At 37.3% G+C, this 21,737-nt stretch carries 19 protein-coding genes and 1 riboswitch; of the genes, 4 read left to right on the forward strand and 15 right to left on the reverse strand.

All coding sequences use genetic code 11. From position 1 onward, the window contains the following. Window positions 1-4 precede the first annotated feature (4 nt). From ACODR7_RS16925 to ACODR7_RS16935, 3 genes are read right to left on the reverse strand one after another with little or no spacing between them, the layout of a single operon-like run. Window positions 5-2,671 (reverse strand): glycoside hydrolase family 19 protein, encoded by a 2,667-nt coding sequence (locus tag ACODR7_RS16925; RefSeq protein WP_488840831.1) that lies wholly within the window; start codon window positions 2,669-2,671, stop codon window positions 5-7. A gap of 3 nt (window positions 2,672-2,674) precedes the next feature. Beyond that, entirely contained in the window at window positions 2,675-3,526 is an 852-nt protein-coding gene (locus ACODR7_RS16930) for a PAAR-like protein (RefSeq protein WP_488840832.1), read from the reverse strand. A gap of 1 nt (window position 3,527) precedes the next feature. Then, entirely contained in the window at window positions 3,528-4,550 is a 1,023-nt protein-coding gene (locus ACODR7_RS16935; protein ID WP_488840834.1) for a LysM peptidoglycan-binding domain-containing protein, read from the reverse strand. Window positions 4,551-5,011: 461 nt separating this feature from the next. Here ACODR7_RS16935 and ACODR7_RS16940 point away from each other — a divergent pair, with 461 nt between their 5' ends. Then, entirely contained in the window at window positions 5,012-5,686 is a 675-nt protein-coding gene (locus ACODR7_RS16940) for a hypothetical protein (protein WP_488840835.1), read from the forward strand. On the opposite strand, the gene ACODR7_RS16945 is transcribed toward ACODR7_RS16940, so the two are convergent. The 8 genes from ACODR7_RS16945 to tsaE form a co-directional block, all read right to left on the reverse strand. After that, window positions 5,667-6,206, reverse strand: coding sequence for a hypothetical protein (locus ACODR7_RS16945; RefSeq protein WP_488840837.1), 540 nt, complete (start codon window positions 6,204-6,206; stop codon window positions 5,667-5,669). The genes ACODR7_RS16940 and ACODR7_RS16945 overlap by 20 nt on opposite strands. Window positions 6,207-6,226: 20 nt before the next feature. Next, on the reverse strand, window positions 6,227-6,745 hold the full coding sequence (locus tag ACODR7_RS16950) for a hypothetical protein (protein ID WP_488840839.1): 519 nt from the start codon (window positions 6,743-6,745) through the stop codon (window positions 6,227-6,229). An 82-nt stretch (window positions 6,746-6,827) separates the two neighbouring features. Next, entirely contained in the window at window positions 6,828-9,107 is a 2,280-nt protein-coding gene (locus ACODR7_RS16955; protein ID WP_488840841.1) for a cation:proton antiporter, read from the reverse strand. Window positions 9,108-9,357: 250 nt separating this feature from the next. Then, window positions 9,358-10,068, reverse strand: a complete 711-nt coding sequence (locus ACODR7_RS16960; protein WP_076595741.1) for a LytR/AlgR family response regulator transcription factor — start codon at window positions 10,066-10,068, stop codon at window positions 9,358-9,360. Further along, window positions 10,043-10,816: a histidine kinase gene (locus ACODR7_RS16965; RefSeq protein ID WP_276967329.1), complete on the reverse strand. Its 774-nt coding sequence runs from the start codon at window positions 10,814-10,816 to the stop codon at window positions 10,043-10,045. The genes ACODR7_RS16960 and ACODR7_RS16965 overlap by 26 nt, the downstream gene beginning before the upstream one ends. A 19-nt stretch (window positions 10,817-10,835) precedes the next feature. Then, window positions 10,836-11,207 (reverse strand): hypothetical protein, encoded by a 372-nt coding sequence (locus ACODR7_RS16970; RefSeq protein WP_488840844.1) that lies wholly within the window; start codon window positions 11,205-11,207, stop codon window positions 10,836-10,838. Then, entirely contained in the window at window positions 11,207-12,397 is a 1,191-nt protein-coding gene (locus ACODR7_RS16975; protein WP_488840846.1) for an alanine dehydrogenase, read from the reverse strand. The genes ACODR7_RS16970 and ACODR7_RS16975 overlap by 1 nt, the downstream gene beginning before the upstream one ends. 67 nt (window positions 12,398-12,464) lie before the next feature. Further along, window positions 12,465-12,872, reverse strand: a complete 408-nt coding sequence (tsaE, locus tag ACODR7_RS16980) for a tRNA (adenosine(37)-N6)-threonylcarbamoyltransferase complex ATPase subunit type 1 TsaE (protein WP_488840847.1) — start codon at window positions 12,870-12,872, stop codon at window positions 12,465-12,467. A 211-nt stretch (window positions 12,873-13,083) separates the two neighbouring features. Between tsaE and dnaG the strand changes: the two genes are divergently transcribed. Together dnaG and clpP are read left to right on the forward strand one after the other, a co-directional pair. Then, a complete protein-coding gene (dnaG, locus tag ACODR7_RS16985; protein ID WP_488840849.1) occupies window positions 13,084-15,069 on the forward strand; it encodes a DNA primase in 1,986 nt (661 codons plus the stop codon). 112 nt (window positions 15,070-15,181) lie between these two features. Continuing rightward, entirely contained in the window at window positions 15,182-15,868 is a 687-nt protein-coding gene (clpP, locus tag ACODR7_RS16990; RefSeq protein WP_027373257.1) for an ATP-dependent Clp endopeptidase proteolytic subunit ClpP, read from the forward strand. Between the two features lie 240 nt (window positions 15,869-16,108). Here clpP and ACODR7_RS16995 read toward each other — a convergent pair whose 3' ends face one another. Further along, window positions 16,109-17,215, reverse strand: a complete 1,107-nt coding sequence (locus ACODR7_RS16995) for a T9SS type A sorting domain-containing protein (RefSeq protein ID WP_488840852.1) — start codon at window positions 17,213-17,215, stop codon at window positions 16,109-16,111. Window positions 17,216-17,278: 63 nt separating this feature from the next. Next, a riboswitch (cobalamin riboswitch) is annotated at window positions 17,279-17,470 on the reverse strand. Window positions 17,471-17,704: 234 nt separating this feature from the next. Here ACODR7_RS16995 and ACODR7_RS17000 point away from each other — a divergent pair. Beyond that, entirely contained in the window at window positions 17,705-18,973 is a 1,269-nt protein-coding gene (locus ACODR7_RS17000; RefSeq protein ID WP_488840854.1) for an esterase-like activity of phytase family protein, read from the forward strand. A gap of 370 nt (window positions 18,974-19,343) precedes the next feature. On the opposite strand, the gene tpiA is transcribed toward ACODR7_RS17000, so the two are convergent. The 3 genes from tpiA to ACODR7_RS17015 all read right to left on the reverse strand — a co-directional run bounded on the left by tpiA (window position 19,344) and on the right by ACODR7_RS17015 (window position 21,736). Next, window positions 19,344-20,102, reverse strand: a complete 759-nt coding sequence (gene tpiA, locus ACODR7_RS17005; RefSeq protein ID WP_488840856.1) for a triose-phosphate isomerase — start codon at window positions 20,100-20,102, stop codon at window positions 19,344-19,346. 40 nt (window positions 20,103-20,142) lie between these two features. Continuing rightward, a complete protein-coding gene (locus tag ACODR7_RS17010; RefSeq protein ID WP_488840858.1) occupies window positions 20,143-20,490 on the reverse strand; it encodes a tellurite resistance TerB family protein in 348 nt (115 codons plus the stop codon). 136 nt (window positions 20,491-20,626) lie between these two features. After that, the gene (locus ACODR7_RS17015; RefSeq protein WP_488840860.1) at window positions 20,627-21,736 is read right to left on the reverse strand and encodes a BT_3928 family protein; all 1,110 of its coding nucleotides are present in this window, start codon (window positions 21,734-21,736) and stop codon (window positions 20,627-20,629) included. Between the last annotated feature and the right edge of the window lies 1 nt (window position 21,737).

Here is a 21,737-nt window from a genome sequence, read left to right on the forward strand (position 1 = left end):
TTTTTTAAATTCCTGTCCATTTTTTAGTTCCAAAGCTGGAGTTGCTCCATGTAGATTCTTTCACCTTTCTTTCCTTAACAATAAAACGGACAGGTTTCTTATCATTTAATGGCAAGTCTGGTAAGTTGTCAATTAATTTTTGAACAGGACTTGTATCATTTCCTGAATTAAACGTAAAACATCCAACAGAAAAACGTGGAGTATAATGGTGTAAAGCTACTCCTCCTCGTGTACCATCAGGTCCGTCAATACCATTTTCAGCAGCAGCTGATTTGCTTTCAGAATCAATTACATATATTTTATATTTTTGTCCGGAAACACCTGGTACAAGATAGTATTCTCCTGGTGGAATTTCATTATAGGTTCCAAATCTCTTATCTGAATGTTTTAAAATTTTTCCTTTACTGGTAGAAGTCTGATGTGTATCTCTACTTAAATAAGTTACATAGTCTGCCTCAGGTAATTTATTGTTTTTTTCTAAATTATAATATGTGTTTAAACTCATATTTTTGTAGACGCTTGTTTTATACATTTTCCATGAAAACTCTGTAGGTTTAAAAGCATCATTTTCTATTTTTGTATCTGTACCAGAAACAACAACAACAGTTCCATCTTCCTTACCATTATTTACTTTTCCTTTAGGTTTGCATTTATCTACTTGCAGTATTTCTACAGCTTTTTTGAAGAATCTTTTTCGTTCATCTAAACCCACTAAAGCGGGATTGACAAGTGAGGTGACATTTGTTACCGCCTCATCACTTATTTCTGTGGCCTTACCACTGATATTACCTCGTTTCCAAAATGCTAGTGCAGATAGCATGGAGTCCTCAGAGGAATTCACTAATTTATATGGATTATCATTATCTACCCAAGTAACATTTTTTTCAAATATATTTTTTGCAGTTTTCTGTATATTTAAATAATTATCCCTCCAAGTAATTTGTTTGAATCCTTTTCCACTATATCGCCAACCATCATCTTTATCAGTATTATTTTTACCATTTGGATGAGTTTTTCCATAAATTGCATTTGCTACAGTTTTCCAATTTTTAGAATCCAAAGATAAATCTGAAAGTCTTTTAGCTTCTGCACGTTGCTTTTCTAAACTACCAAACTGCTTAAAATAAGAAAAAAATAATTTTCTCATTCTTTCAGGGTCTCTGTACCTGAAAGCTTCTTGTAAATCATAAAATTTAGATTCCTGGCATAGTTGAGCGATAAAATGTGCTTTGGTAATACAAGTATTTATGTCAGCTTTTTTTCTATAACTATTTAGAAATGGTAATGCAGCTTTAATAAGTGAGTCATCTTTTATAAGACATGTTTCGCTACCATTTTTATTTTTTTTACTTACACATATTGATTTAATTTGTTCTAAGGTTATATCCTTCTCACAATTCGGACATTTTCCGTTTTCTGGTTTGGGATCTTGCGTTTTTTGCACCCCCGCCGCACTCTTCACCTTCTCCACCTGCATCAGACCTTCCGAATTTACCCCAAATTTCTGAGATTCTGCAGAAAGATCTTTGGAGATAATTTCGATGAAATAATTTTGTGTATCGGAATCCGGATCACCGATAGGAGAGTCTATTCCTTTTCCGAAAATGTCTTTGGTAATGATAAATCCTGAAGTATCACATACATCGGCAGGAATTTTAATATTTCCGCTTCTGTAGACTTCATCATTGGAAGTGGTATCATATTCCCAGATAACATATTGGATGTGTTTCCCTACCATATTTTTGGAGTGAATTCTTACCCTTACTTTATCACCTACCGCTACTTTGGAAAGCTCTTTTCCTGTATCATCTATGAAAACAGCTTCTATAATATTGCCTTTAGGATCCGGCTGTTTGGGACCACCTCCTTGTCCGGCCGGGAATTTTGGCGTGTGTTTCTCAGGTTGCGGCTTGGGTTTGGGCTGATTTTGAGGCTGCCCTTTATAATCAGGGTTGGCCACCTCTACATTCACCTGGCTGGCTCCCTGAATTTGCCCTGAATAAGTGGCCGTAACATAATACTCATGATTCGCTCCCTCATTTCTGTCACCTTTCATCAGAAACTGATTGGCCATCTGACGAAGGATTTTTTCATCAGACATCAGAGGTATTGACACTTCTGCAATTCCTTTTTCATTGACGCGAGCCTTATAGCTGCGGGTGTGACGGTTGTTTTTGTTAATACTGGCATCGTGCCCTTTTCCAGGCGCGTCATCTTCCCAAAGGTGAAACTCAATCTCTTTATTAAACATCGCAATACAATGAGCCTGCGCAATAAGAGTATCACGGTAGCTGGCTTTATTGACGTCTTTTGCTCCTCTGTTGAAGAGTACTACTTTATCAATCTTTGGAACTTTGTTGCTGGTAGGAATTAATATGCAGCTGCCAGCCAGTTCTCTGGGGGAGGGAAGACCAGGTAAAATACCTTTTTTAGTTTCATAGACTTTCATCTGAAACTCTATTCCCAGCGCAATTTCTCCAAAGTTGTACGTCACCTTTTCACCGGTCTTGGGCTTTCCGGTGATGTCTTTCCAGCTTCCGTTCTTTTGTTTCTTAAAAAGATACCATTCATAATCACCTTTAAGACCAAATGAAAGTCCTGAAGGTTTTATTTCGTAGGTATAGGTTGTTCCTACCAGAGGATTCTGATTCCCGATAATAGTTGCTGTCATGGCTTAGCTGTAATAAAGTTGGTCTGTACCTTTTATATCTTCCTTGAATTCATCAAAATCCACAACGGGATTATAAACCTGCTGTTCCTGCGTATTTGCTTTGGCAACCTGGCTTTTACCGATTTCGCTTTGCTGTCCGTGCTTGAGGATGGTGATTTTCCCGCCCGTGCTGCACATCAGTTCTGAGATTTCCGTAAGACAGCTTTTTCCCATCACTTTTACTTTTTCATACGTCTTCTGCCACTTTCCTGCAGGAGCATAAGCACACGGAAGATATCCTCCCGAACTTGGCTTGAGCTTGCATTGTCCAAACGGCTGTGCCGCAGGATCGAGCTGAAGATCATCCTCTGTTACGGCCAGATAATCAGCGTTTCCTTCTTCATCATTCCAGTAGTGTTTCTGGTGGCTGGTCACTTTAAATTTTGGAAATTTAAATCCCTGATTACATTGCACGGTTCCTTTCTGCACAATGAAATATTTTCCTTCATGAGGACTGGAACCACTATCTTCTTTTTGATCTTCCTTTTCTTCTTTATCACTTTTTTGTTTCGCTTTTCCGGATGACTGCTCTTGATTTTGTGGAGTTTCTTCCGTTGAATTTCCTTCATCAGAACCTACATTTTCTGTAGATTCCTCCTGAGAAGATGCTGTTATATTTTGAGGTTCTGTTTCCTCAGCCATGAGGTTTGGGTCTTCCGGAATCAAAATCGTTTTTCCCGGAACAGGTTCCTCCATGACATCTTCCGGCGGGCAGTGGAGATTATGGTAAGTTTTTAAAATGCCCTCATTTTTCAGCTTAAGCTGCCGGGCCAGAGAACTGAAAGTATCGCCTTTTTGTATGACATAATTTTTCATATTATCCTTGTGTTATATTGATGTGATGTTGGTGTATCAATACCTCTTCATGGCTGAGTAAAACCGAGGCTTTAGCCTGAAGAAGATTTTTATTTTTAGTGTGAGTGGTGTATTCTAATACAATATTTCCTGAAGCTGGTATTGCCGCTGATTCTTTGAGCCTAATCCCGCGCATGATCTCCTGTGGAGTGCATAGTTCAGTGATTTTTCCGTTTAAAATAGTCAAAACAGAGTTTTCTTCTTTATTTTTATGTTCAGGATTGATTTCACAAGCTACCGGAAATGAATTCTGTACAAAATAGAAACGTTCTGCCCACTTTACTTTTCTCTGAAACCAGTCTGTTTGGGGAAACAGAGTCTGAAACAGTAGTGTACTCTGAAATTGCTGTAATAAAAACGCTTCATTGCTGATGTTCCTTTCAAAAGAATCCATATAATTTTGAGCAACTTTGCCTATATAAAACTCTTCAAGATCTTTACGCTGTCTGGTAAAAGTGTCAGTTATTTTTTTATGATCTGCCAATCCTTTTATCCTGCCTTGTTCATTTAGGACAAATTCAAGCGGCATAATGCTTTTCATACAGGCTAGAGAAAGGCCGCTTATCTTATCATCTGGTTCATTTCCTCCGGATTTAAAGTCTCTCTGACTGTAGCTAAGGATATACAGACCTGTGTTTTTGTCTTTTCGGAGATTTACATCAATGGTATAATCGATGTTAACCGAAGATTCAAAAGACGTTTCAAAAGTCTCATTAATACTATAAGTTTGGGCCCAAAAGGAATCGGAGAACTGGCCGGGAAGACTGTTATTCCTTTCATTTTCCTTCTGTGATTCTGTTTTAAAATGAGTAGGGACAAAAATATTTTTAACGTCATTAAGGTTTTCAAACCAGACTTTATCCATTTTCGGGCAATGAGAATTATGAAACACCTTAAGCTCCTCATTGGTCATACCCAGCCGGGAAGCGATGGAGGTAAGCGTGTCTCCGTTTCGTACCTGATATTGTAAGAAATCAATTTCCATCCAAAGTGAATTATCAGATAAAGCTATTAAAAAACTCTATTTTAAATTAATTTTTGGGATTAAATTTTAAAAATTGTAGTAGAATTACGACACGAAACTGATGGTGTGAAGAAACCACCCCGAAAACCACCCCGTCAAAAATTCTTTGAATTTTCGTCACCCTTCCGGAGGATGAAAATTTTACGTCTTCAGTTGTGATACTGGTCAGGATTGGAGTTTTTGTTGATGCTTTTCTTGTTGGTTTAATGTGGCTGAATTTCTACGGAATGATAAACTGTATGGGTAAGACTATCACTCCAATTATGTCATTCCGTAGGAATCTAAGCTGCTATATTTTAAAACTTATGTACTTTTAAAACAGTTAGTTGTAACTTAAAGCAAGCCAAAAAAACTTTTGTGGTTTCATGATATACAGTACAACCAAAAGTTATTGTTAATTTTAAAGCTACAAAAAAGAAAATATGAAGAATAGATTCTTGCATGGATTTTTCATAATATGGATCAGTTTGAGTTCTGCATATGCTCAAAAGTCCGGTGATCAAGTGCCTGTTTTTTTCACCACTAAAGCACAGGATACTTTAAAGATTGGTGAAACATTGATCGACAAAGATACTACGGACAGCAAGAGTTTAAAAAACAGGATAAAACCTATCCAGGCTAATTTTAAAAGTATCAATTCCGTGACAAAATGGACTTCTGTTAAAAAGAAGGATATTGAAGGAGAATCTGCAGAAGGCGGGGAGGCCACATTTTATTACACAGATAAAGGGCTGGAAAAAGTTATAGCCAGACATTATGGAGAAATGGGACAAATGCTGATAGAATATTATCTTATGAACGGACAGCTTTCTTTTGTTTTCGGGAAAGAGTATAGGTATAACCGACCGCTTTTCTATGACACTAAAGCAATGAAAGAAAATAATGACACGGAAACCTTTGATTTGAAAAAATCAAAGGTAATAATGACCCGGAATTATTTTGAAAATGGAAATATCATTATGATCACCAATACTACAGGACGTGGATTTAATATCAGTGCGGATTATCCCGCTGAGCAGGAGGAAAAGATCAAAGAAGATTTTAAAAGGCTTCTGAAGCTTGTAAACCAGAGCAGCGTTATGATTGAGCAGCCTTGATGATATTCAGTCTTTCCTCAACCTCATTGATTCTTTTGAGCCAATAGTTAATTCCTTCCTGATTGGTCACTGTTTCTTTGGAAGCATTACGGTTGATGGCCCGTAGCTGTGAGCTGTTTTTTTGATAGTCCAGTTCGCGCTCTTTTTTATTTTCAGGCTCTATCCGGTATCTCCAGAATACCAGAGATTTCATATATTCTGAACGAACTTTTTCAAGATAATCAATTATAGCCATTTGGTCCTGGGGAATATATCCCGGACCAGAGCATCCACATGAATGAAAAGTGATTCCCACCATATACAAATCCCGGATGTGAGCCCATTGTTTGTCATCATTTTTGGCCGGTGATTTAAAGTCAAGTCCCATATTGGCCATCAGATTTCCACATTCCGGACATTTGGCTTCTACCGATGCTTTAGCATCCCGGTTTACATCTGTCAAGAGGCGGCGTTTGAATGTTTTCTGGCAGTTGAAACAGGCATAATGTCCTTTGTAAACCATCATGGCATATCGGCACATAGTATTATCTTATTCTTTGGTTATAAGTTATTTTGTATTTGTTTTTCCTCTTCATTATAATTGATTCCCATAAAGCTGCTTGCACTTCTTGGGTCGTAAACCGACCATATGTCTCCCCAGGGAAATTTGAAGGTACAGCTTGGGTAAGGATTTTTCTTTTTTTGGGTTGGAGGCTTATTCAGAATTTTAGACAGAAAAGTGTTGTTCCGGTGAAAAACCTTCATTTCTTTTTCTTCTGTCCATTCATTCCAATCTTTGGCATCACTGTTTTCCCATGTATTCATATGGATGGTGTCCAGCTGATCTTTAAAAAAGCACAGACTGAAAGATACCTGATATCCTTGTATTTCTACAGGCTTAAAATAATACCAAAAATATCCGGTTTTTACGTCCCACAGATCATGATACTTTTCTTTATAAAAATCAGACTGTTTCAGCTGGTCAAGACTCATTCCTTTATAAAGTGTGGTAGCAAAGGCTTCCAGCTCTATAACTCCATTTTCACTGTTAATCAGCATGTCCCAAAAAATTGAAGCCATAAATATACCCGTTTTTTCTTTACAGACAACGAATAATATTTACAGCTTCAGTAGAAATAGAAATATCGGTGTGTGTTATGTGTTATGGATTTGATATTATTAATGTGGATGGGATATCAGACAGCCAAAGACTTTTGGTGTCGATCAGATTTTTCCAGCTTTTACTGCTGATGAGCATCAGGTCCTGAGAATTCAGGAATTCTTTCTCAATTTTTTTCTCATTGTACAGGGTGATATGATTAGGAGCAACCTGTTCAATACTTCTGATCAGTTCTTTCACTTCAATATTATTTCGGATCTGTCCTGCAGCATCAAGGATGATAATCTGAGAATTATTGTTATTGATCAGTCTTTTAGCATATTCAAGAAGGTAGAAATCACTCAGATTAAAGATCGGAACAAACACTTTGTCTGCGGCCTTAAAATCTTTTTCCACCAGAACACCTACAGGAATATTGGTTTTATCGAGAATCTGAAGGGTAAAATCGTCAAAAGGAGAATTGTTGAAGATATTTCCTTTGCCTTTTACCGTATTCAGAAGCTTTTCAGGATTAATAATTTTAGTTGTAAAGCCTAATAATCTTCCTAATAAACTTCCTTCATACATTGATTTTCCAAGCATGATCAGCAGGAGATCATAATGGCCTTTATTGGTAATATTGGCAAGGTCACTTTCAATATCGGTAGATGCTTTAAAGAATGTTGTAACCTCCAGATTAAGGTCATGAGAGGTTTCAATCACATTCTGGAATTGGGATTCTTCATACTCATTGATGTCATAGGCATGCATTTCATCTACCGGAGCAATATTCATGGCAGTGATGCTCTTATTGCCATTCATTTTATGAGTAAAGTTGTGTGCAAGTTTCAACAAAGTGCTTCCGGATTCCGGTTTATCAAAAGAGAGAAGAACGCGGTACTTAGAATCGTTACTCTGCATAGATTCGTCCGGATCTTTTTTAGATTTAAAAATAAAATTGATGAAGTCCAGTGCAGGCCCTGTCATGAAGGTTGTAAAAAGTGCCATAATTACAAGCATTGCAAATATTTCGGGGCTTAAAACACCAAGGTCGTATCCGATATTCAGGACAATAAGTTCCATAAGGCCCCTTGTATTCATCAGAGCTCCTATCGTTAAGCTTTCTTTCCAGTTTATACCTACAAATCTGGCGGTGAGGGCACTTCCTGCAAATTTTCCGAGAACTGCGGTCATAATAATAAATCCGGCCGTCATCCACAGATGGCTGTCGTTAAGCAGGCCGATCTGCGTACGAAGTCCTGTAAATACAAAGAACAACGGAAGTAAAAGTACCAAAGCCACATCCTCTACCTTATCAATAAAAAGGGTGCGGAACTTTGTATTTTCCGGCATAATAGCTCCGGCCATAAAAGCTCCAAATAAGGCGTGGATACCAATTACCTCAGTGGCGTATGCAGACAGGATCAGGGTCAGGAAAAAGATAGCAACCATGGGCTTGCTGATCGTATTTTTTCCTGCCTGAAGGTCTCCGATTCTTTTCAGGAATGGTCTGACAATTTTGATCATTAAAAATACATAGGCAATGGCCATGATAATCACATAGATTGAACTTGTGAAAGAACCTGCTTTTACAATAGCAATTACGGCCGCAAGAATACACCATGCTGTAATATCATCGGCAGCAGCACAGGTAATAACAATTGTTCCCAGTTTGGTTTTCTGGAGATTTCTTTCCTGTACGATTCTCGCCAGTACCGGAAATGCTGTGATACTCATCGAAATGGCTATAAATAAAGCAAAAGACGTAAACTGAATACCATCCGGAGCAAATTCCTGATAAACAAAATAGGAAAGTCCTATTCCCAACGCAAAAGGAATAATGATACTGGCATGGCTGATTACTACAGCATCATGAGCTTTTTTTCTTAATACACTCAGATCCAGCTCCATTCCTACGATATACATAAAAAGAATAAGACCTATCTGACTCAGAAACTGCAGATTCCCCAATGATTCTTTTGGGAAAAGAAATGCTGAAAATTCTGGAAAATACATTCCTACAAGAGATGGTCCCAGCACTATACCTGCAATCATTTCTCCGATTACGGTAGGCTGTTTTATTTTCATACAAATCCATCCGAAAAGCCTTGCCGTCATAATAATGGTGACGATTTGGGCCAATAATAAAGCAAGCGGATGGTGAAGATTGGTTTTAAATGATTCCAGAAAATTTTCCCATGTTGAGCCGCTGCTGGTTTTAGCAACGATATTTTCTTTTACTTCCAATGTCTGTCCTTCGATGATGAAATAATACATCAGTGCAGAAAAAACGGCTATGGTTGTAATATAGAAAATTAGATTTTTGTATTTTCCCAAATTCATGATTCCAATATTTTATGCAAAGTTGATAAGAATATAGTTATGGTAAATACTCTTTTTTTTTAAATGTAATGAATGCTCTGAAAAATGTAATAAAAATCTAATGGAAAGCTGGTTTGATGTTTTGAGCTAAAGCCTGGCTTTCATCATATCAATGGGTTTTGAACAAAAGCAAACCGATTCTATATTGAAAAGAGAGTTGCAGTACAGGCTGGAAGTTATGTGGTGAAACCCGGAAATATTTGAAATAGTCCTATTTTCCAAACAGCTCCATCAGGGAATTTTTATAGGCATCTCCAATCTGAAGTTTCAGAAAAGTATGGTCTTCGGTAGGAATGGTCGTAATAATTTCGGTGGTGGAAAATACTTTAACAGAAGAACGTGCAATGATCTCTTTTTTGTTGACCTGTGCAAAATCTTTTGCAGGAAGCATTTCCAGAAGATTTTTAAAATTCAGGTTTTTTAAAACGATGGTAGTTCCGTCTATAAGCATAATATCTTTATCCCGGCTGTCGATTTCAGAGGTTTTGATATAAGAAATCTGCTCGGTGAATATGACGGTTTTCCCGATATTGGTATTCCACTCGATAAAAGTTTTTTTAGGGCTTTCTTTTACCAGTTCCTTAGCTTTCTCAAATGCCTGAACCAGCCGTTCTTTTTTGATGGGTTTTCGTACATAATCCACCACATTCAGATCAAAAGCTTCAGCTGCGTATTCTTTGTAAGCCGTTGTAAAAATGATTTTTTTGGAACCTGAAATGATCTCAGCTACCTGAAGGCCTGTCATTCCGGGCATTTCAATATCCAGAATACACAAGTTGCAGTCGAGGTTGTCTATTTCGTTCAGGAAAACTTTAGGATCATTGAATGCTTTTACCACTTCTACATTGTCAATTTGTTCGCATAGAAGCTTTAAATAACTGATGGCCAGTAATTCATCATCCAGAATAACGCATTTTATCATAGAACTCTCCTAAATTAATTTTTAATTCCGCCGTAAAGATTCCGTTTTTTGAGCTTCTTTCCAGCTGATAATAAGTACTGTAGATCATTTTGAGCCTCTGATCAAAAGACTGGCTTCCAAAACCGCTTTTTTCTTTTTCCAGAATGTTTTTCAGGGAAGCTTTATTACTGACTTTCATGGTGAAAATTCCACCTTCAAGTTCCATATAAATAGAAATAAAAGAATCCTGAGCCAGGAAATCTGTATGTTTGAAGGCATTTTCAATAAGATCCACAGAGATCAGCGGAGCAAATACCTTTTCTTCGTATAAAGCATCAGATTTATTGATCCTGGATTTGATCCTGAAATCAAAAAGGGGATTGATCTTGATTTTATTAATCTCAATAAGGCTTAAAGCAAAATTAAGCTCTTCTTTCGGACTTACATACTTATTGTTGCTTTCGTATAAAATATAGTCCAGCACATTCGCCAGCTTATCCAATGACATATAGGTCTGATAGGCATGAGACTGCACCGAATTGAGAATATTCTTAAACAAATGCGGATTCAGCTTTGTCCCGATATGTTCCAGACGAACTTCATTCAGACGCTGTTCAATAAGCTTATTGGCCTCTGACAATTTGGTATTTCTCTGTTTCAGCTTCTGATTCTGGCTGAAAAGATAAATGCTTATTGTCAGGAAAAGAAAAATGGCAAAAACTCCGATGAATATCAGATAGTCATGAATCATGTAGTAATTGCCGTCCATAGTTTGTTGTTATTGAAAACTATTTCAGTTTTTTAAGACCGTTAACCGTCACGGTTTCTTCACATTTTTCAAAAGTGATCTCGTAAGACGGATTTTTTTCAGGATAAGTGATAAGATAATCAGGACATGGTTTTTTCTGAGCATGGCTGCGGTCAAAGTCTACTTTTCCGTTCGTAATAATACTGTCTTTTATAAATTTCTCATCAATCTTGTAGGCTGCCATTGCATTTTTAGCCTCTTCAGAATATTTGAATTCTTTGGAAAGACTTTCAGCAATAACGCGGCTGTTCGGTAAATAACCGCTGCAGCTTGCCCCTTTTTTGTTTAAAATAAAAAATACGATCAAAAGCCCCGGAACGAAGCCTATTGCATAAAATTTCAGTTTCTTCATTAGAAAATTAAAAGATTGATATCGTGGTACGTAAGTCCGAAACGGTCGCAGATGATCTTTTTGGTATGTCTTCCTTTGTACATATATAAGCTCTGCTTCATTTCATTTTTGCGGATCAGCATGTTTTCAAAGCCGCCCTCCTCATCATAATTTAAAATATAGGAAAGGAAGAAATTCGAGATGGCTTTGGTGGTGGTTCTCGGCATTCTTGAAGTAAGGTTCGGAAGTCCGCAGTGGATGACACCGTGTTTGATGACATAAGGATCTTCCATGGTGGTAAGTTCTGAAGTCTCGATCACTTTACCGTTATCTATGGTAATATCGATGATGACACTGCCTTTTTTCATTTTCATGACCATATCTTCTGTAACGATAGGCGTCATGTTCAATCTTGGAAGTGCCCCGATCACTACATCAGCACGTCTTAAACTTTTGCTGAGTTCTTTGGGATCAATAATGGAAGTAGGTACACGGCTGTCAACGATAGTATGAAGCCTTCTCAGTTTTGATAAAGAGTTATCGAAAACTTTTACGCTGGCTCCAAGACCTATTGCGGCTTTCGTAGCAAATTCTCCTACAATACCAGCACCCAGAACAACTACTTCAGCAGGTCTTACTCCTGTAATACCTCCAAGCATTAAACCATTGGATAAGGCTAATAATTCGGAAGCGTATAAAATAGAAACAGTTCCTGCAATTTCCCCGACCAGTCTTACCAAAGCTAACTGCTTGTATTCATCCACGATAAATTCAAAGGCGATGGCATTTATTTTTTTCTCTGCAAGCTTTAAGAAATATTCCTTGTCTCTGAGATTGATCTGAAGTGCCGAAACCAGATAAGTATTAGGTTTCATGTACTCAATTTCATCTTCTGTAGGGGGATTTATCTTCAGGATAAGATCCTGTCCGAAAGCTTCCTTAGGATCATTAGTGATCTTCGCTCCTGATTCCGAATATTGTAAATCTGTAAAGAATGAACCTTCTCCGGCCCCCGCCTCAATAATGATCTCATGGCCGTGTTCTACCAACACCTGTACGGCGTCAGGAGTAATGCAGGTTCTCCTTTCGTTGAGACAGGTTTCTTTAGGAATTCCAATACTGAACTGTTTTCCCTTCTTTATAACCTCCAATTTTTCCTCTTTCGGCATTAATTCTTCTTCTGTGAAAGGAGTAAAAATATTTGTACTCATCCTTAAATTAAATTATGTCTTACAGATTGTTTTTTACACTCAATTAAGAAGCAAAGATACATAATATTTACTCGAATGAAATTTCTCTTTTTTCGCCCGTATTCACAATACTCATTGTGTGGTAGTTAAGACCATAAAGCTCCTCTTCATAGACTTCCGGCCATTCAATAATGCATAAAAAAGAATTGTCAAGGTACTCTTCAATCCCGATATCATAAACCTCTTCAATATTTTTTAAGCGGTAAAGATCAAAATGATAGACTTTCCCTTTTTCTGTATTGTATTCATTCACAATAGAATAAGTAGGAGAGTTTACTTCGTCTTTGCTGCCCATGTTTTTAAGCAGAAATTGCGTGAAGGTCGTTTTCCCGGCTCCAAGATTTCCCTTTAATAAAAAGATATTATGTTTTAATTGAGGAATGATGGTGTCAACAACTTCCTGCCAGTCTTCGATTGTATTGATAGTGAACTGCATATACTAATTTGTTTTGCAAAAATAGTGATTTATGAGTTTTTAATGAGTGGAAGAAGTTAGAAATTATAAATTGCAGGCTGGAAGCTGGAAGTTAGAGGCTGGAAGTTGAAAAAAGCAACTTTTACACTCCCACTCTTAAACCCTCAAACCCTCCGACTCTCAAACTTTGAAACTCTTCCAACTTATCCATAAAAATACTTAATTTTACAGCATGATTTCCAAACAGACCATTGATAAGATATTCTCCACGATCCGCGTTGAAGAGATTGTGGGTGAATACGTGCAGTTGAAAAGAGCAGGGTCTAACTATAAAGGACTCAGTCCGTTTCATGAAGAAAAGTCTCCAAGTTTTGTTGTTTCACCAAGCAAACAGATATGGAAGGACTTTTCAACCGGAAAAGGAGGTACAGCCATCTCTTTCCTTATGGAAATTGAGAACTTTACCTATCCTGAAGCCCTCCGCCACGCTGCGAAAAAGTACGGGATTGAAATTGAAGAAGACCAGCGTGAAATTTCTGAAGAAGCCAAAAATGCCCAGACTGAAAAAGATCTTTTGTATAAGATCCATGAAGTAGCGAATACTTATTTTCAGGAGATTCTTTGGGATGATCAGGAAGGCAGAAGCATAGGTCTTTCGTATTTCAAAGAAAGGGAATTGAGGGATGATATCATCAAAAAATTTCAGCTGGGATATTCTCCGGAAAAGAAAAACGCTTTTACGGCTTATGCTCTGGAAAAAGGATATAATAAAGACATTCTTGAAAAATCAGGACTTTCTATTTTTCCGGAAAATACACCTGCTGGCGTTGACCGTTTCAGAGAAAGGGTCATTTTCCCTATTCACAGTTTTTCTGGAAGGGTTTTAGGTTTTGGGGCAAGAATCCTGAAGAACAACATCAAAACAGCAAAATATCTCAATTCACCGGAAACGGAGATCTATCATAAATCCAATGTTCTTTATGGATTAAACCAGAGTAAACAGGCAATTTCAAGGAAGAATGCCTGTCTTTTGGTAGAAGGATATATGGATGTGATTTCCCTTCACATGTCCGGAATTGAAAACGTAGTGGCAAGTTCCGGAACGTCTCTGACTACAGAGCAGATCAAACTGATTAAAAGACTTACGGAAAACGTAACGATTCTTTTTGACGGTGATAATGCAGGTATCAAAGCCAGTTTCCGAAGTATTGACATGTTACTGACTGAGGGAATGAACATTCGTGTTCTGCTTTTCCCTGATGGAGATGACCCGGATTCCTTTGCCAGAAAACATCCGCAGGAGTATGTTGAAAAATACATTGAAAATGAAGCGATGGATTTCATCGACTTCAAGGCGGAAATTCTCTTAAGAGATATCGGAAATGATCCGATTAAAAAGGCTGAAGCGATCAGAGATATTGTAAAATCCGTATCTTTTGTACAGAATGCCCTGAAAAGAGAGGTTTACCTTAAAGAGGTTTCCAACAAATTCGGACTTTCGGAGCAAAGCTTGTTTAATGAGCTGGATGTTCAGAAGCAGATTACGCAAAATCAGACCCATCATGTTCAGCAACAGCAGAAGGAAAAAGCAGCTCCGAAGATGGAGATTGTTCCTTTGGATCAGGAAAAAGAAGATCCTTTTCTGTATGATGTACTGTTCATGGAAAACAAGCTGGTAGATCATATGCTGATGTTCGGAGATATCATTCTGAAAAGAAAAAACGAACAGAATGAAGAATATGAGATAACTGTTATTGAAGAAATCCTTCATCATTTCGAAGAAGAGCAGTATACATTTTTAGTCAGAGAAAATGAAATTATTATCAATCAGGTGAGGGAAGGGATTCAAAAAGATGAGCTCAGAAGTGGAAACTTTTTTGTATCTTTTATGGACGAAGAAATCACCACAAAGGTTGTAGATGCTCTGATCCCGCTGGACGAGCTTGAAAACTGGGCTTCCAGAAATATTTACCCTCCCAATTATGGTGATAAAGTGGCAGATCAGATCCAGGGAGATGTTCTGTTACATAAATACAGATATATTGATTATCTGATCAGGGAAACAGCTAAAGAACTTGATCAGTACAGCAGTACGGATGAAGTAAAGTATTATGAGCTGATCAAAAAAATCACTTTACTGAAGCAGGCTTCCATACGGTTGAGCAATATCATCGAATATTCACCTATCAAAGGAATTTATGTAGACAGAAAAAGATAATTTGAAGTCAGATTTTTTTGGCATCCTATGACAAAAAGTCCTATAAAATTTTAGGAATAAATATTGTAATTTAAACTTCGAGAATATTTTAAAAATAATACATAATAGAAATATGGACATTAAAAAGGAATTCAGAGATTTCTCTGTAAAACATTTAGGAAACAACGGTTTGGTTACCGATCAGTATATGGGAATGTATGGCCCAACGAATCTTACTCCGTACATCATGGAAGAGAGAAGATTAAACGTTGCTCAGATGGACGTTTTTTCCCGTTTGATGATGGACAGAATTATCTTCTTGGGAACAGGTATTGATGATCAGGTTGCAAACATCGTTACGGCTCAGCTTTTATTCTTAGAAAGTGCTGATCCATCAAAAGATATTCAGATCTATATCAACTCTCCTGGTGGTAGTGTATATGCAGGTCTAGGTATTTATGACACTATGCAGATCATTAAGCCGGATGTAGCGACTATCTGTACAGGTATGGCAGCTTCCATGGGAGCTGTATTACTGGTTGCCGGAGAAAAAGGAAAGCGTTCTGCGCTTAAACATTCCAGAGTAATGATTCACCAGCCTTCAGGAGGTGCACAGGGGGTCGCTTCTGATATGGAGATCAACTTGAGAGAGATGTTGAAACTGAAGCAGGAGCTTTATGAAATCATCGGCCATCACTCAGGACAAACGTATGAGTGGGTAGAAAAATCATCTGACAGAGATTACTGGATGACTTCTGAAGAAGCTAAAGGCTACGGAATGGTAGATGAGGTTTTACAAAGATCTACTGAGAAAAAATAATTGATGGTAATATCATAAGAAAACCGCACCCATCTGGTGCGGTTTTTTTGTTGAATCAATTATGGATTTTGAACTGTATTCTTGATTATTCAGAAGGAATCTGTAATCCAGGCCAAACTCCAACTGAAGATGTAAAAATTCCCATCCTTTGGAAAGGTTGCGAAAATTCAAAGAATTTTTGACGGGGTGATTTTCCCACATATCCTCATTAAAAAAGCGCCTTTTTAAAGGTACTTTTCTTTATTTCTTAACCATCTTATGTATCGTGGAACTATCATTGGTTTTAATCTCAACAAAATAAACACCTGAAGGTAAAGGCTGGATAGCAATCTTTAATTCTTGAGAAGTTATTACCTTTTGTCCTGTAGCTGAATAAATATTCACTTCTTTCAGTTTCTCAGCCGTTTCAATCTGAATGAAATCACTTGCCGGATTTGGATAAACACTGAATTTTTTCTTTGTAACGGAAGAAATTCCTAAAGTCAGCTGTGCCTCGGTGGGTGTAAATGGTCTTCTTTGCCCGAAACTTAATCCCAACCACTCATTATTGCCCAGTTGAATCTGAGAAAGATTGGCTTTCGTTTGCCAGCTTGATAGGTCTTTTCCTTTATACAATTTCCATCCGTCTGATCCGGAAGTATTTCCGGTAAAGGAATTTAATGATAGGGTAGTAATTTGATTATTCGCTGATGTAAAATTAAAATAGGAAGCCTGAACCTGGATCAATTGTAACGCCTGTTCAGCAGTGATGCTTCCGTTATATTTAATTCCAAAAACAAAAGAATTGGCATTCCCGTTAGCATTATCAGTTCCGAAATCAATAACTATTAGGCTTTTATTACTTCCGCTTCCCACCCAGTTTGTAACCTGAGACGGAGTAAACCATGCAGAACTGTAGGCTGGAACGGGAGGAGAGGGAGGAATGTCGTAATGATCAAGGCCGTATGTAACCCCATACCATTTTCCGTCCACCAAGGGAGTATAACCTACCCCATTGTTCCATGTCATGTTTGATGAGCTGGATCCAGACCATGTTATCCAGCTGTCATCAGTAGTGGAAGTGTGATGATTATAATTCAGAATAGAAAGATATCCTGTAGGAATGTCAACCTGCATTTTGGGTTCTGCTGCCACAATTGCATTGATAAGATCTTCCATCAACAGTCCATCGCCATCAAAACGGTATCCCCATGCATAAGAATTGGGTGTGTTGTTGTCATTAAAGTCCGCAATGAAATATGCTTTTTTAGATCCGGTTCCTACCCAAAATTTAATGTCGTTTTCTGTGAATTGGGCTGATAATACCTGCATGCAAAGCAGTAAGAAAAAAAGATAAATTTTCCTCATGATATAATTAATTTAAAGTTTTATTCCCGAAACTTATCTTCAGAGTAGAAACGGTTCGTTCTCTGAAGTCAGTATTCTAAGGCAGGTCTCCTGGCTCACATCTTACAGCTTCCTTCCCGGATTTTAAGATCCAGTGGATTTTTGTGCGGTAAGTTTAAACAGTTTACAGTTGCGGGTACAGCTCAAGATTTGAATATCATTCTCACTTGATTCCCTATTAATGAACATTGTTCAGCCTTAAAACGCTGCAAATATATCATATAAATCTGTGAGTCCGTTTTGTGAATTATTATTTTTCAGATATTCTTAAAAATTTGATTTTCATATTGATTGGTTATTTAACCGGATTATTGGATTTTTATTTCTAAATCTGTTGTTTTTCTGTTCATCTTCCAGCTATTTTATCTGTTCCATTGTTAAAAAACAATTATCATTATATTCAAGATCAGTTTACAATCAATTTATACTTTCGCAGCCATAAAAGTAAATATGAAAAAATTGCTATTGTCTGCCGTAGTGCTGGCAGTATTGGCTTCATGTAAAAATGATGACGATACCACAATGATTAATCAGGATATTAATTATTCCAAACTGCCTCAGGAATTTCCATTTACAAAACTGGCTACCATCAATGGAGTAGATGTGATAAACGGAGGATTTGGCTCCGGTGCAGCCGCTCACCCTACAAGAAAAGGTGAATTCTACGTCATTACGGATAGAGGCCCTAATACCGATTTCCAGAATGGTAAAAAGTTTCTTGCGCCTAATTTTACCCCAACCATTATGCACTTTAAAATCAATGCTGACGGAAATGTAGAGGTGATCAAATATATTAAACTTAAAAACCCATCCGGACAGCCTATTACAGGCCTTCCAAATCCTATCGGAATGGGAAGTACGGGGGAAATTGCTTATGATGCTTCCGGGAATGTGTTAGGAACAGATAAATATGGATTAGACAGTGAAAGTATTGTTGCCGCTGCTGATGGTACATTCTGGGTTTCTGATGAATATGGACCACATATTGTGCATTACAGTGCTGATGGAATGGAGATGGAAAGAATAAGCCCGATTGGGGTAGATACAGGACCAAGAAAATTACCTGCTGTTTTAGCAAAAAGAAGAGCTAACAGAGGAATGGAAGGACTTTGCATCACTCCGGATGGAAGAACGCTGGTAGGTACAATGCAATCGATGATGTTTGTTCCTAGTAAGGCATTGGCAACTAATACAACTTTAACGAGAATTGTCACTTTTGATATTATTACAGGGCAGACCAGGCAGTTTTTATACAAACAGGATGGTGGAGCTTCTGATTCGGTGTGTGATATTACAGCATTAAGTAATAATGAATTTCTGGTGATAGAAAGGGACGGAAATTTCGGTTCTCAGGGAGGAATTAAAAGAGTATACAGAATCAGCCTCAGCAACGCTTCCGATGTAAACGGAGCCGATATTAATGCAGTGGACGGAATGAAAATTAACGGAAAAGCTTTAGAACAGTGTTCATGGGATGAAATTACCAATGCCGGAATAAAAGCTGTTACCAAAACATTAGCCGTAGATCTGGTAGCAAAACTGGGCTATGAGCATGATAAATTCGAAGGAATTGTTTATTTGGGGAATAATAAACTGGCTGTTTTCAATGATGATGACTTTGGAGTAGTGGATGACGGAAGCGGAAATCCTAAAGCCAAAATTTTACCTAAAACAGGTAAGGTAGACAAAGGAACAATGTATGTAGTCGATATTCAATAATTAGATTTTTTAACGAAAAAGCGGCGGAATCGAAGATTCCGCCGCTTTTTATTGTATGGTGTTTTTAGCTAACCTTTGTCTTTTTAAAGAAAACTCTATACAATAAAAACGTTTGTATCAGAACATTTCCAATGAATATGAGCACCGCCTGATAAGTTGGAATAATGGCATAAAACGGCAATGATTTATTAAATAATACAGCTGGAAATAATGCCAGAACCTTGATCAGAGCCAATAGATAACTCAAAAAGTCAGGTTTTATGCCAATTAAAAACTGATCATAAACAAAGACATAAATAAAATCAAATAAAAGAAGTCCGAAGAATATTAAAATGAAATTTTTCATGTCTGTCCTAAAACTTCCTTTATTTTAGTTAAAAGCTTCGATGATCTTAGAGAAATCCTCTAATTTTAAGGCTGCTCCTCCGATAAGACCACCGTCGATATCAGGCTGAGAGAAAATTTCTTTAGCGTTATCTGGCTTTACAGAACCTCCGTAAAGGATTGAAACTTCGTCAGCAACTTCCTGCCCGTATTTTGCAGCAATAATTTTTCTGATATGAGCGTGGATTTCCTGAGCCTGCTCCGGACTTGCCGTTTCTCCCGTTCCGATAGCCCAAACCGGCTCGTAAGCAATCACAACTTTTTTGATCTCTTCAGCAGAAAGCGTAAAAAGAGCTACTTCAGTCTGATTTTTTACGACTTCAAGGTGTTGTCCTGCTTTTCTCTGCTCAAGAGTTTCTCCATTACAGTAAACAGGAATAAGACCTTTATCAAGCGCTAATTTGATTTTTCTGTTACAGTGAGAGTCTGTTTCTCCGTGGTATTGTCTTCTTTCAGAGTGCCCGATCAATGAACCTGTTGCATCAATAGATTCCAGCATATCTGCAGAAATTTCACCAGTATAGGCACCGCTTTCATGCTCGCTCATATCCTGAGAAAATACCCCGATTTCATCCTTTTCAAAAACATCTTTTGCCATCATCAAATACAATGCAGGTGGAGCAATCCAAACCTCACAGTTCGTAGCATTGTTGTTTTTATAGCTTAGTAACTGAATCATTAATTGTTGTGCATCAATTACATTTTTGTTCATTTTCCAGTTTCCTGCAACTATTTTTCTTCTCATAAGATTTAAATATAGATTTATTTTATTTTTTCGTAGTTGTTTACAATCCCCAAAGGTTTTTCAACAGTACGTAAAACGTATGTTCCTCTTCGGTTACTTTATTATCGGCTTTGATCAGCGACTTTGCAAATTGAACAAATTTTACACGTTCGTCTTCTGTAGAATCTTCATGGAAACATCTTGCATGGAATTCAAAATGATCTTTCCATTCTTCAGGCTGTAAAAGAGCTAAGGTGTCTAATTCGTTGTCAAGGTTCATTCTGAACGGAAATTCATCCGCCATGTATTGCTGTACCAGCATTCCTTCTTCAGGAGCAAATTCTCCGTCTACAGATGAAAGGATCATTAATAAGTGATAACCGGCTATTGATTTATTTGATTTTTGCATGAGTTGTTGTATGTTTAAGTTTAGTGTTTAAATTTGATAATTGATAATTGATAATTGATAATTGATAATTGATAATTGATCTACGATTGGCTCTCGTCAAAAAGATCATTTATAATTCATCACTCATCATTTATAATTAGTTAATGTAGTCTTTTGCAGGTTGTTTATCCACAATTTTTCCTTTTTCAAGAATCAATATAAATGGGTTGCTTCTCGCTATCGTTTTGATGGCGGTACCATCCATTAGTCCATTTTTGATGGTTTTAAAAGTATTAGGCTCTGTGGAAATTCCATAGATGAGAGTACCTTTCTGGGCATTTACTTTCGCTTCCACTTTCTGAAGCAGATCTGCAGGAACATCTTTTGGCTGGTATGAGAAAACCAGAATGGCTTTAGGAGCGTTAATGATTTCCTGGGTAACTTCCATTCCTGTAGGATCTTCAATCTTAAATTTTACAATTTCGGATTTATAACCTTCTTTGATCAGGACAGATTCATTCTTTCCATCCTCAATTTTCCAGGGAGATCCTTCTGCCCAGTATTCTGTTTTTTTGATATAATCATCCTGATTTACTTTTACAACAGCTCCTGTCTTCTGATTTTTCAGCGTGTAGAAAGTTTTATATTCTGAAGGATTTTTATCAATTTTTATTTTTTCACCTTTAATATCAGTACCGATTTTATAATCACGGAAATCAATGATCGGTTCATGCATAATTCCCTGTGCCATAACGTAAATCATACCTAGAGAAAATATGGTTAAAAGAATATATTTAAATGTGTTGGAAGGCTCTTTTTGAGTGATTCCATACTCATCCTTTTTACGGAAATCTTTTCTGTACAGAACAAAAAGAATAATCAATCCCACGAGCAGTACAACATCCTTCAGGAAACTCTGCCAGGGAGTGAATTTAATGGCATCTCCAAAACATCCACAGTCTGTTACCACATTGAAATAGGCTGAATAGAATGTAAGGAATCCAAAGAAAATACAAAGTGCAATTAATATGGACAAGGTAAATTTAAGCTTTAATTTAAGCAGCAGCATAAATCCTAAGAAAAGCTCCAGTACCACCACAATAATGGAAAACAGCAGGGCAAACTTTTCTAAAAATGGCATGTTGAAAACCGGAGGCGCAAAATATTCTTCCATCTTGAAAGAAAAACCTACCAGATCCACGGCTTTCACAAAGCCTGAAAGGATAAAAATAACAGCAATAATAAAGCGTAATAAACCTTTGAGCATA

The organism is Chryseobacterium sp. FG46, from assembly GCF_057809135.1.

Excerpts from the sequence above, each read along its gene's own strand:
- ACODR7_RS16935 (WP_488840834.1), bottom strand. The coding sequence starts at position 4,550 with ATGGAAATTGATTTCTTACAATATCAGGTACGAAACGGAGACACGCTT.
- ACODR7_RS16960 (WP_076595741.1), bottom strand. The coding sequence starts at position 10,068 with ATGATAAAATGCGTTATTCTGGATGATGAATTACTGGCCATCAGTTAT.
- ACODR7_RS17000 (WP_488840854.1), top strand. The coding sequence starts at position 17,705 with ATGAAAAAATTGCTATTGTCTGCCGTAGTGCTGGCAGTATTGGCTTCA.
- ACODR7_RS16970 (WP_488840844.1), bottom strand. The coding sequence starts at position 11,207 with ATGAAGAAACTGAAATTTTATGCAATAGGCTTCGTTCCGGGGCTTTTG.
- ACODR7_RS16930 (WP_488840832.1), bottom strand. The coding sequence starts at position 3,526 with ATGAAAAATTATGTCATACAAAAAGGCGATACTTTCAGTTCTCTGGCC.
- ACODR7_RS16945 (WP_488840837.1), bottom strand. The coding sequence starts at position 6,206 with ATGTGCCGATATGCCATGATGGTTTACAAAGGACATTATGCCTGTTTC.
- ACODR7_RS16975 (WP_488840846.1), bottom strand. The coding sequence starts at position 12,397 with ATGAGTACAAATATTTTTACTCCTTTCACAGAAGAAGAATTAATGCCG.
- ACODR7_RS16925 (WP_488840831.1), bottom strand. The coding sequence starts at position 2,671 with ATGACAGCAACTATTATCGGGAATCAGAATCCTCTGGTAGGAACAACC.
- ACODR7_RS17015 (WP_488840860.1), bottom strand. The coding sequence starts at position 21,736 with ATGCTCAAAGGTTTATTACGCTTTATTATTGCTGTTATTTTTATCCTT.
- dnaG (WP_488840849.1), top strand. The coding sequence starts at position 13,084 with ATGATTTCCAAACAGACCATTGATAAGATATTCTCCACGATCCGCGTT.
- ACODR7_RS16955 (WP_488840841.1), bottom strand. The coding sequence starts at position 9,107 with ATGAATTTGGGAAAATACAAAAATCTAATTTTCTATATTACAACCATA.
- ACODR7_RS16995 (WP_488840852.1), bottom strand. The coding sequence starts at position 17,215 with ATGAGGAAAATTTATCTTTTTTTCTTACTGCTTTGCATGCAGGTATTA.
- ACODR7_RS17010 (WP_488840858.1), bottom strand. The coding sequence starts at position 20,490 with ATGCAAAAATCAAATAAATCAATAGCCGGTTATCACTTATTAATGATC.
- tsaE (WP_488840847.1), bottom strand. The coding sequence starts at position 12,872 with ATGCAGTTCACTATCAATACAATCGAAGACTGGCAGGAAGTTGTTGAC.
- ACODR7_RS16950 (WP_488840839.1), bottom strand. The coding sequence starts at position 6,745 with ATGGCTTCAATTTTTTGGGACATGCTGATTAACAGTGAAAATGGAGTT.
- clpP (WP_027373257.1), top strand. The coding sequence starts at position 15,182 with ATGGACATTAAAAAGGAATTCAGAGATTTCTCTGTAAAACATTTAGGA.
- tpiA (WP_488840856.1), bottom strand. The coding sequence starts at position 20,102 with ATGAGAAGAAAAATAGTTGCAGGAAACTGGAAAATGAACAAAAATGTA.
- ACODR7_RS16940 (WP_488840835.1), top strand. The coding sequence starts at position 5,012 with ATGAAGAATAGATTCTTGCATGGATTTTTCATAATATGGATCAGTTTG.
- ACODR7_RS16965 (WP_276967329.1), bottom strand. The coding sequence starts at position 10,816 with ATGGACGGCAATTACTACATGATTCATGACTATCTGATATTCATCGGA.